This is a genomic window from Streptomyces sp. NPDC005408 (genome assembly GCF_040606445.1).
Lineage (GTDB): Bacteria > Actinomycetota > Actinomycetes > Streptomycetales > Streptomycetaceae > Streptomyces.
The window spans coordinates 76,337-88,296 of sequence record NZ_JBEXEX010000022.1 but is presented as its reverse complement, the minus strand read 5'-3'; the positions used below and the strand labels follow the sequence as shown (position 1 = coordinate 88,296).

At 69.6% G+C, this 11,960-nt stretch carries 13 protein-coding genes; 3 read left to right on the top strand and 10 right to left on the bottom strand.

What is annotated here, in order from left to right; genetic code table 11:
- Window positions 1-28: 28 nt before the first annotated feature.
- From ABZS64_RS21605 to ABZS64_RS21590, 4 genes are all read right to left on the bottom strand, one after another.
- A complete protein-coding gene (locus ABZS64_RS21605) occupies window positions 29-784 on the bottom strand; it encodes an AIM24 family protein (protein WP_355831862.1) in 756 nt (251 codons plus the stop codon).
- Between the two features lie 19 nt (window positions 785-803).
- Window positions 804-1,484, bottom strand: coding sequence for an AIM24 family protein (locus tag ABZS64_RS21600; protein ID WP_355831859.1), 681 nt, complete (start codon window positions 1,482-1,484; stop codon window positions 804-806).
- Between the two features lie 14 nt (window positions 1,485-1,498).
- Window positions 1,499-3,145: a TerD family protein gene (locus tag ABZS64_RS21595; protein ID WP_355831856.1), complete on the bottom strand. Its 1,647-nt coding sequence runs from the start codon at window positions 3,143-3,145 to the stop codon at window positions 1,499-1,501.
- A gap of 108 nt (window positions 3,146-3,253) precedes the next feature.
- A complete protein-coding gene (locus ABZS64_RS21590) occupies window positions 3,254-3,901 on the bottom strand; it encodes a M48 family metallopeptidase (RefSeq protein ID WP_355831853.1) in 648 nt (215 codons plus the stop codon).
- A 196-nt stretch (window positions 3,902-4,097) separates the two neighbouring features.
- On the opposite strand from ABZS64_RS21590, the gene ABZS64_RS21585 reads away from it, so the two are divergent.
- Window positions 4,098-5,267, top strand: coding sequence for a ThiF family adenylyltransferase (locus tag ABZS64_RS21585; protein ID WP_355831850.1), 1,170 nt, complete (start codon window positions 4,098-4,100; stop codon window positions 5,265-5,267).
- A 39-nt stretch (window positions 5,268-5,306) separates the two neighbouring features.
- Complete coding sequence (locus ABZS64_RS21580; protein ID WP_355831847.1) at window positions 5,307-6,671, top strand: AarF/ABC1/UbiB kinase family protein; 1,365 nt, start codon at window positions 5,307-5,309, stop codon at window positions 6,669-6,671.
- Between the two features lie 62 nt (window positions 6,672-6,733).
- Here the strand turns inward: ABZS64_RS21580 and ABZS64_RS21575 are convergent, their stop codons facing one another.
- From ABZS64_RS21575 to ABZS64_RS21555, 5 genes are all read right to left on the bottom strand, one after another.
- The gene (locus ABZS64_RS21575; protein WP_355831846.1) at window positions 6,734-6,934 is read right to left on the bottom strand and encodes a hypothetical protein; all 201 of its coding nucleotides are present in this window, start codon (window positions 6,932-6,934) and stop codon (window positions 6,734-6,736) included.
- A 123-nt stretch (window positions 6,935-7,057) separates the two neighbouring features.
- On the bottom strand, window positions 7,058-7,381 hold the full coding sequence (locus tag ABZS64_RS21570) for a hypothetical protein (protein ID WP_355831843.1): 324 nt from the start codon (window positions 7,379-7,381) through the stop codon (window positions 7,058-7,060).
- Window positions 7,378-7,746 (bottom strand): WhiB family transcriptional regulator, encoded by a 369-nt coding sequence (locus ABZS64_RS21565; protein WP_355831840.1) that lies wholly within the window; start codon window positions 7,744-7,746, stop codon window positions 7,378-7,380. Before ABZS64_RS21565 ends, ABZS64_RS21570 begins: the two co-directional genes overlap by 4 nt.
- A 173-nt stretch (window positions 7,747-7,919) precedes the next feature.
- Entirely contained in the window at window positions 7,920-8,243 is a 324-nt protein-coding gene (locus ABZS64_RS21560; RefSeq protein ID WP_355831838.1) for a hypothetical protein, read from the bottom strand.
- Window positions 8,244-8,408: 165 nt separating this feature from the next.
- The gene (locus tag ABZS64_RS21555) at window positions 8,409-10,580 is read right to left on the bottom strand and encodes an ATP-dependent DNA helicase UvrD2 (RefSeq protein ID WP_355831835.1); all 2,172 of its coding nucleotides are present in this window, start codon (window positions 10,578-10,580) and stop codon (window positions 8,409-8,411) included.
- Between the two features lie 171 nt (window positions 10,581-10,751).
- On the opposite strand from ABZS64_RS21555, the gene ABZS64_RS21550 reads away from it, so the two are divergent.
- Window positions 10,752-10,994 (top strand): mycoredoxin, encoded by a 243-nt coding sequence (locus ABZS64_RS21550; protein WP_355831833.1) that lies wholly within the window; start codon window positions 10,752-10,754, stop codon window positions 10,992-10,994.
- Between the two features lie 12 nt (window positions 10,995-11,006).
- On the opposite strand, the gene nudC is transcribed toward ABZS64_RS21550, so the two are convergent.
- Entirely contained in the window at window positions 11,007-11,954 is a 948-nt protein-coding gene (nudC, locus tag ABZS64_RS21545; protein WP_355831830.1) for an NAD(+) diphosphatase, read from the bottom strand.
- Between the last annotated feature and the right edge of the window lie 6 nt (window positions 11,955-11,960).

Sequence of the window (11,960 nt, the reverse complement as noted above, 5' to 3'; positions counted from 1 at the left end):
CCGCCCCTTACCTGTGCCCTACTGCGCGTCAGCTCCAGGCGTTGTTCTGGTTCTGGGCGTGGGCGCCGTGCTGGCCCACGCCGTACTGCGCACGCATGCCCTGCCCGATCTCCGCGGTCTGCGGCGGCATGACCTCACTGGGCTGCACCAGCGCGAAACCCTGGCCCAGGAAGCTCAGTTCCCAGCCCTCGCCGGTGTTGCCGCGCCTGCGCCGTACACCGGAGGAGTGCGTCTGCGCCTGCATCTGCACCCGCAGCGCGGACGACCAGGCGACGATCGCGTCGGCGTCGGCATTGACGTACTTGTCGGGCGTCACCTGCATCATCAGCGGCTGGCCCGAGGTCATCAGCGCGACCTTGCCTCGGCCGGAGATGTTGAGCTGGTACTTCCCCGAGCCGGAGATGCCGTACTGGCTGTCCACCGCGATGACTTCGGTGTGCAGTGTCGAATCGAGCGCCAGGACATAGGCGCTGTCGACGGTCATGCCGTCCTGGTCGACGTCCACGACATGGATGTACTGGGCGAGGTTGGCGAAGTAGACGGTGCCCTGCCCGGAGCAGCGCATCAGGTCCAGGCCCTCGCCGGTGTTGGCGCGGGCCCGCCGCTGATTGCTCGTCTGGTACTCACCGTCGAAGTCGACAAGACCCTGGTACGCGACCATGGCGCCCTTACGGGCGAGGATGTCGTCGTGGCCCGTGAGCGCGACCCGCAGCAACTGCGGGTTCTGCACGACATACCGGTCCTGGGACTGCTGTTCCGTGTGGCTGAAAAGCGGACTCTGCATGGTGTGTTCTCACTCCCCCTCAGTGCCGGATCCGCAGGCGGTCGGTACTGTCCTCGCTCGGCTGTACGACGACGATGCCCTGGCCCGAGAAGGCCATCTGGTACGCCTCTCCGCTGCCCCGCCCGATCAGCGAGGAAGCCTTGAAGCTGCGCTTGCCCTTCACCTTGAGGTTCGGGGACCAGGCGACAAGGGCGTCCGGGTCGACATAGGTCTCGTCCTCGCCGCGGCCGCAGTCGACGACGATCGGCGTACCGCGGGAGGTGAGGGCCACCCAGCCGGTGCCCGCGACCTCGACGTTCCACAGGCCCTGGCCGGCGAACTTGGCCAGGCCCTTGACCCGCTCCACGCCCCACTGCAGGTGCGCGTCGAAGGCCAGCAGATTGGTGCCGTTGACCGAGAGCGAGTCGTTGTTGAGGTTGATGACGACGACGTCCGCACCGTAGTCGGCGAGGTAGAGCAGTCCGTCACCGGAGCACTTCATGATGGGCGCGCCTTCGCCGGACACCCACTGGGAGGCGATCTGACGGACAGCGGGCGGGTTCGGCTCGTACTGCACGAAGCCTTCGTAGGCGACCATCGAGCCGGTGCGTGCGTAGAGGTCCTGGCCACTGGCCATGGCGACCTTGAGCATCGCGCGGCCGTGGTTCTCCATCCGGGCCGCGATCGGGGTCGGGGCGAAGCCCGCGAGTTGCTGGTTCATTTGTTCGGGCTCCCTCAGACCTCGTACGGCTGGACGACGATGAAGTTGCCGGGGGCGCCCCGGAACTGGAGGTTGACGGTCTCTCCGCTGTGTCCCGGGTACGCGTTGCGGCGCAGCCGGACCTGGCTGGAGAGAATCACCTGCGACGCGGCCGACCAGGCGACGACCGCATTGCAGTCGGCGAAGGTCGTCGGCGTGACCGGCAGGACCACGGGGACACCATGGGTCTTCACGACGACGGTGCCGGTGCCCTGGAACATCATGGTGAACAGCGCGCCGCCGGGGATGCCATGGCCCTCGATCCTGCGGACCTCGTGCTGCAGGGACTCGTCGAACGCGAGGACGTTCTCGGCGGAGACACAAATGCCGTCGCCCTGCAGCTCGATGGAGTGCAGATGCGCGCCGTTCTCGGCGAGGAAGACCTGGCCACGGCCACTGCAGCGCATCAGCTGCATCTCCTGGCCGGTGGCGTTGCCGACGATGCGACCGGCGAAACCGGCGCCCTTGTAACTGAAGTCGACCTTGCCCTGGTACATGACCATGCTGCCCTGACGGGCCAGCACGGGCGTGCCACCCATGGTCAGATCGACCCGCATGAGCTGCTGGTTCTGCGGGGTCCAGCGCTGGCCGGTGGCGGTCTCGCGGTAGGGCTGGAGAGCGGCCTGAAGACCGGCGCCCGCCTGCGGGACGCCCTGGGGGACGCCCTGCGGAACCCCTTGCGGCATGCCCGGAGGCTGCTGCCCGTACGGAGAGGGTGCCTGCTGTCCGTACGGCGAAGGCCCACCCGGCGGGACCTGCCCGGGGACCTGACCCGGCATCTGACCGGGCATCTGTCCCGGGACCTGGCCGTACTGCGGCTGCTGGGGCGGCTGTCCGTACGGGGACGGCGGCGGCACAGTACCTGCGGGCGGGCTCATCGGAGCCGCGATGGTGGGCGCGGCGTGCATCTGCGGGTTCGGCTGAGGTACGGGAGCCGGGGCCGCGGGTGCGCCGAACGACGGCGCGGGCTGCGGGGCCTGGGGAACCTGAGGCGCATGCGGTGCGGCCGGTGCGCCGAACGCCGGAGGCGCGGTGGCCTGCGGGGGCGGCGCGAACGACGGGGCGGCGCCCTGGGGCTGCGCGCCGGGCTGCTCCTCGGCGACCTCGCCGCCGAAGTTCTTCAGCAGCGCGTCGAGCCCGCCGTCGAAGCCCTGTCCGATGGCGGCGAAGCGCCAGACGTCCTTCAGGTAGAAGTCACCGAGCATCACCGCGCGCTCGGTGGTGAACTCCGAACCGGTGAAGGCGTACCGCACAACTTCCTCGCCACCCGCGACGATTCGGATGTGCCCCGGGCCGACCTGCGACATCTGTCCGGCACCGTCGATCGTGGCGGTGAAGGAGAGCCGGTGAATGTTCGCCGGAATGCGGTCCAGCGTGACGCGGAACGACTCGGTGTCGCCGGACTGCGCGCCGAGCAGCTGGATGGACTCCTCAGGCGATTTCGGCTGGTTGAAGAAGATGAAGTACCGGTCGTCGGAGAGCTGCTCGTTGGCGTCGAGTCCGAAACAGCTGATGTCGAAGGTCAGACCAGGAGCTGCGATCTGCACACCTACGTACAGATCCGTTCCTGGAGTGAGATCACTGATCTTGGCCTTGTGGCCGCGTTGGAATTCCCTGGCCATGCGTAACGACCGTCCCCCATCCCGAAATGTGACTGCGTCGCGCCAGGCTAACGGCTGAGTCCGGCATTGGGCCAAGCCGGTACACATTCGGTACAGGACGGCTGCCGGTCACTCTCCGCGTGCGGCGGGCAGGTGCGGCAGCCGGTCGGCGGCGACGACGCCCTCGAGATAGCCCCGCGCGCGCTCGGTTCGCGGATAGGCCTCGAGGAGCCGCCAGAACCGCGGTCCGTGTCCTGGCACGAGGAGATGAGCCAGTTCATGGACGAGCACATAGTCGACGACGTACTCCGGCATGCCCTGCAGTCGGTGCGACAGGCGGATGCTGCCCTCCGCCGGGGTGCAGGAGCCCCAGCGGGTGTTCTGGTTCGTCACCCAGCGCACGGACGTCGGTCTTGCGCGTCCGTCGAAGTACTGGGCGGACAAGCGCTCGGCGCGCTCGGCCAGTTCGGTGTCGCCGAGGATGCGTTTGCTCTCCTGGGCGGCGAGCTTGTCGAGCATCACGGTGACCCAGCGCTGCTCCTCCGCCTCGGACATCCGGGCGGGGATGAGGACGATGGTCCGGTCACCCTCGCGGTACGCGGAGACCGTTCTGCTGCGGCGGGTGCTCCTGCGGACCTCGACCGCACTCGTCCCCGATCCGCGGGGCGGGCGGGTTTTCGCGCTGCGCTGTTGACTCCCGGCGCTGCGCGGTGGGGATTCCCCGGCAACGCGAGGGGGTGGCTCCCCAGCGAAGCGAGGGGAAGGGTCGACGGACACGCCCCGACGTTACCCGCTGTCAGTGTAGGAAGTCCCGCCTCCGGGACGGTTCGAGCTTGATCCACTCCATGGCTGCACCATTTGAACGACTAATACCCCATGCCTGTGGATAACTTTTCACATCCGCCGAGGCGGCCGTGCATTCTGACAACAGATCAGCGGAGAGATCCGACAAGACTTCACGGGGGAAGTGGATATGCATCCGATGGTGAAGCCTGCCCTGAAGCGGGCATGGCGGGAGCGGCAGACCGTGCAGTTCGGGGCGACTCCCGCGCATGCGGTGATGGTCGGCCCGGTGGACACGGCGACGGGGGCACTGCTGGAACTGTTCGACGGGACGCGGGGGCTGCCCCTTCTGCGCCAGGAGGCGCGAGCGATAGGGCTGCCGGAGGGACAAGTGGACGCGCTGGTGAAGCGGCTGACATCGGCCGGGCTGCTCGACGATCCGAGGGGCGGCGGACCTGCGGCCGACGCGTTACGGAAACGGGCGGGCGCGCTCGACCGGCTGCGCCCCGATCTGGCATCGCTGTCTGTGGTCGACGCGGAACCGGGCGGCGGAATACGGCGCCTGGCGGCCCGGCGGGCAATGCGCGTCCAGGTCCGGGGCGCGGGCCGGGTGGGTGCGACGGTCGCCGCGATCCTGTCGGCCTCCGCGGTGGGCCGGGTCGACGTGCTGGACGGCGGGTGTACGGAGCCGTGGGACGTGGCGCCCGGCGGGCTGCCGGTGGAGGCGATCGGTGAGCGGCGGGAAGCGGCGGCCCGGCAGCTGGTGCGGCGGGCCGCACCCGACCGCCCGCCGCGCGCGGCCGGGTCCGGGCCGGCACGGGGCGGCGCCGCGCCCGGTCTCTCTCTGATCGTGGTCGCCCCTCGGGACGGTCTGGCGGCCTACGCACCCGACCCGGCCGCGGCCGCGGACTGGGTCTCCACCGGAACACCCCATATCTATGGGGGAGTTGTGGAGGCAACGGGTGTGGTGGGCCCGCTGGTGCTGCCCGGCGGCACGGCGTGCGCGGGCTGTCTGGAGCTGGGCCGCACGGAGCGTGATCCGGGCAGGCCGAGGCTGCTCGCGCAGTGGCGTTCGGGCCGCCGCCGCGCGGTACCGGCCTGCGATGTCACCCTGGCCACGGCAGTGGCTGCGATGACGGCCGCGCACGCGCTGTCCTTTCTCGACGGGGAGCTGCCCGCCAGTACGGGAGCCCGATGGGAGGCGTCACTGCCGCTGCTGGAGTGGCGCTCGGAGACAATCACGCCCCATCTCGACTGTGACTGCGGCGCGGAAGGGAAGAGTGAGGGGGCACACCTCGGAGTTCGGGTCGCCGCACGAGACAATGGCCGGGTAACCGCCGTCAACGGAGCAATGCCGTAAGGCACACGCGGCACGGCTGTCTGGGATTTGGAGGGGCGCATGTCTGATCTTCCCCGGAAGGCGGTCACCCGGACCGCCAAGTTGGCCGCACTGCCACTGGGCTTCGCCGGGCGGGCCACTTGGGGTCTGGGAAAGCGGATCGGCGGGAAGTCCGCGGAGATCGTGGCCAGGGAGCTGCAACAGCGCACGGCGGAGCAGTTGTTCAAGGTGCTCGGCGAGCTCAAGGGCGGTGCGATGAAGTTCGGGCAGGCCATGTCCGTCTTCGAGTCGGCGCTCCCCGAGGAGGTCGCGGGCCCCTACCGCGCGGCCCTCACCAAGCTCCAGGACGCCGCGCCCCCGATGCCGACGCGCACGGTCCACGCGGTCCTCGCGGAGCGGCTGGGCGAGGAGTGGCGGGAGCTGTTCCTCAACTTCGAGGACAAACCGTCGGCCGCCGCGTCCATCGGTCAGGTGCACCGGGCGGTGTGGCACGACGGGCGCGAGGTCGCGGTCAAGGTGCAGTACCCGGGGGCGGGGGACGCGTTGCTGTCCGACCTCACGCAGCTCAGCCGCTTCGCCCGGCTGCTCGGGCCGCTGATCCCTGGGATGGACATCAAGCCGCTCATTTCGGAACTCCGCGACCGGGTCTCGGAGGAGCTGGACTATGAACTGGAGGCGCAGGCACAGCGGGAGCACGCGGCCGAATTCGCAGACGATCCTGACGTCCTGGTGCCGGATGTGGTGCACCAGTGCGACCAGGTGCTGGTGACGGAGTGGATCGACGGGATCCCGCTCGCCGAGGTGATCGCCAAGGGCACCGAGGAGCAGCGGAACCGGGCCGGCCAGCTGCTGGCCCGCTTCCTCTTCTCCGGCCCTGCCCGCACGGGACTGCTGCACGCCGATCCGCATCCGGGTAACTTTCGGCTGCTCCCGGACGAGGACGGCGCGGGCTGGCGGCTCGGGGTGCTGGACTTCGGCACGGTGGACCGGTTGCCCGGCGGGCTGCCGCAGACCATCGGCGACTGTCTGCGGATGACGCTGGAGGGCGAGGCCGAGGCGGTCTACGAGCTGCTGCGCGAGGCGGGCTTCGTCAAGGAGTCGATAGAGCTGGACCCGGACGCGGTGCTCGATTATCTGCTGCCGATCATCGAACCCGCGGAGGTCGGGGAGTTCACGTTCACCCGCAGCTGGATGCGCAACCAGGCGGCCCGGATCGCGGACATCCGCTCCCCCGCGCATCGGCTGGGCAAGCAGCTCAATCTGCCGCCCTCGTATCTGTTGATACACCGGGTGACGCTGAGCACGATCGGGGTGCTGTGCCAGCTGAACGCGGCAGTGCGACTGCGGGACGAACTGGAGTCGTGGCTGCCCGGGTTCCTGCCGGAGGACGAGGAGGACGGCGCGGCGGTCGAGGCGCAGGCCTGAGCGATCGCCGCCGGGGACACCGGCGCGGGGAACGGCACGGGCCGTACCGCGTCAGGCGGCGATCACCACCAGGCGGAGTCGAGCCTGCCCTCGATCGCTCTGATGTTGGCGCGGGCGCAGTCGTCGCAGAGGTAGTGACGGGTGCCGTTCTCCATGGAGCAGGTCCAGGTCGGCGGTGGTCCCTCGGCGGCGGTGCCGCAACGGGAACACACGATGCTCTCGGCACCCGGCCGCGCAGGGTGAGGAGTCTGCTGCTCGTCCACCTCGTGACGATAACCCCATAACGGACCCGCCGCAGGGACAACGCACCGCGGGGGCCGGTCCGTTCGGACCGGCCCCCGCGGGTCAGTGTGTGCGTGTCAGTGCACGTCGGTGCGCTGGTGCGGTCAGTGCATGACCGCCATGGCCAGCGCACGGCGGGCACGCATCGACGCGCGCTCAGCACGGCGCTGCATCCGCCGGGCGGTGACCAGGCGCATGGCCTGGCTTTCCGCCTCGGCTTCGCGCAGGCGGTCGTGCATATGCGCACGCGCCATGGCTTCTGGGATGAGTTGCATCTCACGGGTCCTGTTCTGACGCGAGGCGTTCGCGCCGATGGTGGTGACGTCTGGGGTGGCGGAGCCGGAGGGCTCGCTGGTGGAAGAGGTCATGGGGGCCAGCTTCTGGGGATCGTGCGTGACGGGTCGGTCGATGGTTCCGATGGCGGTCATGCCGCGACCGGGTTCTTGCGCGGGCGGCCACGCGGCCGCTTGCGGGCGACGACCACGCCCTGGATGAAGAGCTCACCGCCCCAGACGCCCCACGGCTCACGCCGCTCCTTGGCGCCCGCGAGGCAGGCCTCCATCAGCGGGCAGGTGCGGCAGAGGGACTTGGCGTACTCGACATCGGCCGGGGACTCGGCGAAGAAGACCTCCGGGTCGTAAGCACGGCAGGGGACGGGTACGCCGAGGTTCTCGATGGCGTCGTCGAGCGCGGTGAGCGCAGTGAGCGGAGTCAAGGTGGAGTCCTCCGTGAGGGCGGGCGGGGGGATCGTCTCGGAAGGCGGTACGGACGGGGCGTGCGCTTCGAGTTGCACGGTGGTGTCGTTCCTCGTCTGGTCGGTCCGGCCTGTTGGCCGGTTGTCGGCTGGTACCGGGTGCTGCTTGTCCCGAGGCCCCTTCGCTCCGTCGTCCCCGTTTCGGGGAAAACAGAAGGGCCGCGGATCCCGGGTGGGGTTCCGCGGCCCTGAAGGCGCCGGCCTGATCTGGATCAGGCTGGATCACTCCAGGGTTCGAGCCCACGGAAGGCCCACATCGTGTGATGCTGCGTCGTCTGCTTCTGGGTTTCGGCACTGGCCGCCGCAATGGCATAGGCCTGAGCCTCTGCCGCTGCTACTCCTGCTGCCAGTGCCTTGGTCGGTCGCTCATTGCGCTCCAGGACGGGGAGGCCGCCCAGGCCGGACACAGGAAGCACGGCGGAGAAGCCGGACAGACCGGTGCCGTTGAAGGCCGCGGAGAAGCCGAGCGTGCAGGCGGAGACGACCGAGCGATCGGTCACTTTGGTGCTGGTGAAGCGGGTCTTGGTGCTGATCACTGGAATCGCCTCCTCTCGGCGTCTAGAGGACCGGCCGGGGCCGATCGCGCGTATTCGGATAAGTACAGCACGAGGACAGGGCTTCAGAGAAGTCGCTGTTCCCGTGGTTAAGAACCTATGGGGCTTGCTGGGGCGCGCGCAAACTATTTTCTCGACGAGTTTGTATCAGTCGTCCTCGTCGACTCCTCCAACTTCCTGACCTGCACAGATGACCAGCACATCGGCTCCGAAGCGCTCAAGCTTGCGTCCGCCGACGCCGGAGATCTGAGCCAACTCGCCCTCGCTGCCCGGCACGGCCTCGGCGATCGCCATCAGCGTCTTGTCGGTGAACACGCAGTACGCGGGCTGGCCCAGCTCCTTGGCCTGGTCCGAGCGCCACTCCCGCAGGCGCTCGTACAGCGCCTCGTCCATGTCGGAGGGGCAGTCCTCACAGCGCATCAGCTTCATCTCGCCCGCGTCGGTGAGCGTCTTGCCGCAGACGCGGCACAGCACGGGCCCGCGCCGCTTGCGCCGGCCGCTGCCGCGTTCGATGCCGCCCGCGCCACCCGCGCCACGGGCGCCCGGGGCGACGGATCCCGGGCGCATCCCGTTCAGGAAGCGGGTGGGGCGACGGGACGCGCGGCCGCCGGGTGAGCGGGACAGCGCCCAGGACAGCGAGAGATGGAGCCGGGCACGGGTGACGCCGACATAGAGCAGTCGGCGCTCCTCCTCGACCTGTTCGTCGGTCTTGGCGTAGGTGATCGGCATCATGCCCTCGGTGAGGCCGACGAGGAACACGGCGTCCCACTCCAGGCCCTTCGCCGAGTGGAGCGATGCGAGGGTGACGCCCTGGACGGTGGGCGCGTGCTGGGCGGCGGCGCGCTCGTCGAGCTCGGCCACGAGATCGGAGAGGGTCGCCCCCGGCTTGACCCGTACGTAGTCCTCGGCGAGGCGGACCAGCGCGGCCAGGGACTCCCAGCGGTCGCGCACAGCGCCCGATCCGGCGGGCGGCTCGGTGGTCCAGCCCTTGGTGGACAGCACGGCCCGCACCTGGGACGGCAGATCCTCGGCGTCGTCGAGCAGGGAGTCATTGCCTCCGGCGCGGGCAGCACCGCGCAGGGCGATGCCCGCTTCCCTGACCTCCTGACGTTCGAAGAAGCGCTCGGCGCCGCGCAGCTGGTAGGGGACTCCGGCGTCCGCCAGCGCCTGTTCGTAGACCTCCGACTGGGCGTTGACGCGGTAGAGCACGGCGATCTCACCGGCCGGGACGCCCGCGGCGATCAGGTCGCGGATACGGCGGGCCGTGCCCTCGGCCTCGGCCGGCTCGTCGGCGTACTCGGTGTAGGCGGGCTCGGGGCCCGCCTCGCGCTGCGAGATCAGTTCGAGGCGGTGCTCGGCTGCGCGGCCATGGGCCTGGCTCAGCAGGCCATTGGCGAGATGGACGACCTGGGGCGTCGAGCGGTAGTCACGGACCAGTTTGACGACGGTCGCGCTGGGGTGGCGGGTGCGGAAATTCAGCAGGTGGTCGGGGGTCGCTCCGGTGAAGGAGTAGATCGTCTGGCTGGCGTCGCCGACGACGCAGAGGCTGTCCCGGTCGCCCAGCCACAGATCGAGCAGGCGCTGCTGGAGCGGGCTGACGTCCTGGTACTCGTCCACCACGAAGTGCTGGTACTGGCGGCGGATCTGGTCGGCGATGTCGTGCCGGTCCTGGAGGATGCCGACCGCGAGCAGCAGGACATCCTCGAAGTCGATCACCGAGCGGTCGCGCTTGAGCTGCTCGTACATCCCGTAGATCTGGCTGATCTCCGCCGTGTCGCGGGGGGCGTCGCGGTGCGTTTTGGCGACCGCGGCCGGGTAGTCGGCGGGGACGGTCTGGGTGACCTTGGCCCACTCGATCTCGCTTGTGACATCCCGCAGCTCGTTGCGGTCGAGCCGGATGCGGCAGCGTGCGGCTGACTCGGCGACCAGCTGGATCTTGCGCTCGAGGAGCCTCGGCAGCTCGCCGCCGACCGCCTTCGGCCAGAAGTACTGGAGCTGGCGCAGTGCGGCGGAGTGGAAGGTGCGCGCCTGCACACCGCCGGCGCCGAGCTGGCGGAGCCGCCCGCGCATCTCGCCCGCGGCGCGGTTGGTGAAGGTGACGGCCAGCACACTGGCGGGCTGGAGTATGCCCGCACGCACGCCGTACGCGATGCGGTGGGTGATCGCGCGTGTCTTGCCCGTGCCGGCGCCTGCCAGCACGCACACCGGACCGTGCAGGGCCGTCGCCACTTCGCGCTGCTCGGGGTCGAGCCCGTCGAGCACCGCGTCCGCCGACTCGGGGACCTGCGGGAAAAGAGAGGAGTGCGTTGCTGCTGTCACACCGCCATGCTGCCAGGTCGGCGGAGGCTGCCGTGGCCGTTGTCCACAGCGAGCCGGGGGCAGTCGTACTAATGCGGGAATGGTGGCCAGGTCACATACGTTCAAGTACCCGGTGCGAAGACGCATCGAGCAAGACGGACGGCACTGCGAGACAGAGGAGCACGAGAGACGATGCAGGGCACTGTGACGATGTACAGCACCACGTGGTGCGGCTACTGCCGTCGGCTGAAGAGCCAGATGGACCGCGAAGGCATCACGTACACCGAGATCAACATCGAGCAGGACCCGCAGTCCGCGGCCTTTGTCGAGAAGGCCAACGGGGGCAATCAGACCGTCCCGACCGTGCTCTTCCCGGACGGTTCGACGCTGACCAACCCCTCGCTGGCCCAGGTCAAGCAGAAGATCGGCGTCTGAGCCGCCGAGCTCTCAGCCGACCTCACCGGGCTTGGGCAACGGCTTTCCGTACCAGAGCTCGACCAGGCGGGCCGCAATCGAGATCCCGTAGGGAGGCAGCACCTCCCCGGACTCGAAGGCGGCCCGCAGGTCTTCCCGGGAGAACCAGCGCGCCTCGTGGATCTCCTCGCCGTCCACGTTGATCTCCGAGGACGTCGCCCGCGCCATAAAGCCGAGCATCAGGCTGGAGGGGAAGGGCCAGGGCTGGCTGGCGATGTACTCGACGTCGCCGACCGTGACGCCCGCCTCCTCGAAGACCTCCCGGCGCACCGACTGCTCGATCGACTCGCCCGGCTCGACGAAGCCCGCGAGTGTGGAGAAGCGTCCCTCGGGCCAGTGCACCTGGCGGCCCAGCAGCGCGCGGTCCTCCTCGTCGGTGACGAGCATGATCACGGCCGGGTCGGTACGGGGGTAGTGCTCTGCTCCGCAGGCCGGGCAGCGGCGGATGTGGCCCGCGGCCGCGATGACCGTGCGCTCGCCGCAGCGTGAGCAGAAGCGGTGCAGCCGCTGCCAGTTCTCCAGCGCGACCGCGTGCACCAGCAGGCCCGCGTCACGCGGCGAGAGCAGCAGTCCGGCTTCGCGCAGGCCCGCGGGACGGGCCGACTGGTCCATGCGCCCGGGCAGCGCGTCCTTCTGGAGCGCGAAGTAGCGCACGCCCTCTTCGTCGGTGCCCAGGAAGTAGCGGTGGGTCTCGGTGACCGGGGCCTCGAAGGCCGGGGTCATGACCAGTTCCGTACGGCCGTCGGGGGTGTCGTCGATCAGCGCCTGCCCGCCTGAGACGACGAAGACACGGGTTGTGGGGTGGCTCCACGCCGCCGCGAGCCATGCCTCGTCGAGACGGTGATGCGCCTCGCGGTCGATGCCGGTCGGCGCGGTGAGACCGATCGGGCGGTCCGCGGTGGCGTAGCTGTTGGTGCTCACGGTATT